This window comes from Thermodesulfobacteriota bacterium (assembly GCA_039028315.1).
Lineage (GTDB): Bacteria > Desulfobacterota_D > UBA1144 > Nemesobacterales > UBA2774 > CR02bin9.
In genome coordinates, this window is the sequence record JBCCIH010000263.1 from 1 (window position 1) to 1,979 (window position 1,979).

4 protein-coding genes are annotated in these 1,979 nt (G+C 41.1%); 2 read left to right on the plus strand and 2 right to left on the minus strand.

The features are described from left to right. On the plus strand, positions 1 to 393 hold a 393-nt coding region (locus AAF462_11770), incomplete at its 5' end, for a hypothetical protein (GenBank protein MEM7009800.1). Positions 394 to 447: 54 nt separating this feature from the next. Continuing rightward, entirely contained in the window at positions 448 to 1,416 is a 969-nt protein-coding gene (locus tag AAF462_11775; GenBank protein ID MEM7009801.1) for a D-glycerate dehydrogenase, read from the plus strand. 2 nt (positions 1,417 to 1,418) lie between these two features. On the opposite strand, the gene AAF462_11780 is transcribed toward AAF462_11775, so the two are convergent. Beyond that, positions 1,419 to 1,655, minus strand: coding sequence for a hypothetical protein (locus AAF462_11780; protein ID MEM7009802.1), 237 nt, complete (start codon positions 1,653 to 1,655; stop codon positions 1,419 to 1,421). 69 nt (positions 1,656 to 1,724) lie between these two features. Beyond that, on the minus strand, positions 1,725 to 1,979 hold a 255-nt coding region (locus tag AAF462_11785; protein MEM7009803.1), incomplete at its 5' end, for a shikimate dehydrogenase.

Here is a 1,979-nt window from a genome sequence, read left to right on the forward strand (position 1 = left end):
GTGGCTGTCGGAAAAGACGATCTTTTTCATGCTTATTGTCCTCCTTATTATAAAGACATGGGGGAGGCGGTCGAGGCGTTTAATGACGCAAAATGGAGCAACTGGGAGTCCCACACAATGCCGTACTTAAGCCCTGAGGGTGTATTGGAAGAGGTAGAGAGACCAAGCAGGGATGAGATTCAGGTTGTTAAAGACATCTGCAATTATATTTATGAAACTTACGGTAGGTTCCCCGCTTTTTCAGATCCAATGTTTCTAAGGTTTATGGTACAGGCACATCATCTGGATCTGGATTTTTATGATAAGTACTACCCACCTGGTGCGTATACAGAAAATCATAAAAATCATTTTAAGCTCTGGCACCCGGATATTCCGGATCCTTTTGAAAAGTAGATATATTAATAGGTCCTTAATATTATTCTATAATAATTTTCAAGAGATCGTTCCATGAAAAAGATATTCATAACCTCTCAATATCCCGGTGAGTCTATAAACAGACTATCGGACAAATATAATGTCACCATCTATCCGAAAAACACTCTTCCAACTAGAGCTGAATTATTAGAAAATGCCAAGGATTCATCTGCACTTATTACAACAGTATCTGACATCGTGGATAAAATGCTTATTGATCAAAGCCCTGAACTAAAGATAGTGGCCAATGCCGGTGTGGGCTATGAGAATGTTGATATCCCTTACGCAACAGAAAAAGGAATATTTGTTGCAAACACCCCTAATGTTCTTACAGAAACCACAGCAGATTTGGCCTGGGCGCTTATGTTTTCAGTGGCCAGAAAAATCCTTAATGCACATAAACATATTAGAGATGGAGAGTTTACCTGCTGGCATCCTTCATTGATGCTGGGAATGAATATTCATAACAGCACCCTCGGAGTATACGGTATGGGACGTATAGGATCAGCCGTTGCAAGAAGGGCTAAAGGATTTAATATGCGGGTGTTATATCAAAACAGGAGCAGAAATGAAAAAGCAGAGGAGGAAACCGGCGCTGAATTTGTAGATTTTGAAACGCTGCTTAGCGAATCTGACTATATTGTTATTACTTCTCCTTTGACTGATGAAACTAGAGGCAGGTTCGGCAGAGATGAATTTCAAAAAATGAAGCCTACTTCTATTATTATCAATATTGCAAGAGGACCAATTATCAAAGAGGCTGAGCTGGCAAGCGCTTTGAAAGAAGGACTTATTTGGGGAGCAGGGCTTGATGTGTTTGAAAATGAACCTGAAGTAAATGAAGAGCTACTGAAATTAGATAACGCTGTTTTAGTTCCACATATTGGAAGTGCATCAATTGAAACTAGAGTTAGAATGATTGATATGGCAGTTGAGAGCGTTGAAATTGCACTAACCGGAGGGGTGCCTAAACACCTGGTTAATCCCGAAGTTGTTAGGTGAGGCTATTTGTCCTCACTGCTTGAAGAAGATCCGAATAGTGACCTAAATGGGATTTTTAGCATATATAAAATTACAGAGGGACGAAGAAAAATAGATGTGAACTTCCAAATATCCGAGGGGGTCATATAGATCTGAGAATCCCAAACACCCATTTGCCCTGTTATTACCACAAACTCTCCCTCAACTGAGGCGTCTTTTACAGTAATATCAAAATCACCCGCGTCGCTGCTAACTCTCATAATTCCTCCGGCCTACAATTGGATTTTCATCCTTATTATCACACAAGTGAGATCCACTTTTCAATAGGATTATTGGCCAAGTGCTTTTCTCATAGTATCAACAGGTGCTGTCTCACCCGTCCATATCTCAAAGCTCTCAGCTCCTTGGTAGAGAAGCATGCTAAGTCCACCTGAGGCTTTGTGACCCAGCTGTTTGGCATCTACTAATAGCTTTGTGTCAGGGGGTTTATAGACAAGATCGTAAACTACTGCGCTCTGGTTCAGATCTGAAAGTGGAATATCGAGGGACCCGATTCCGTCCATACCTGCTGGGGAGGCATTAAC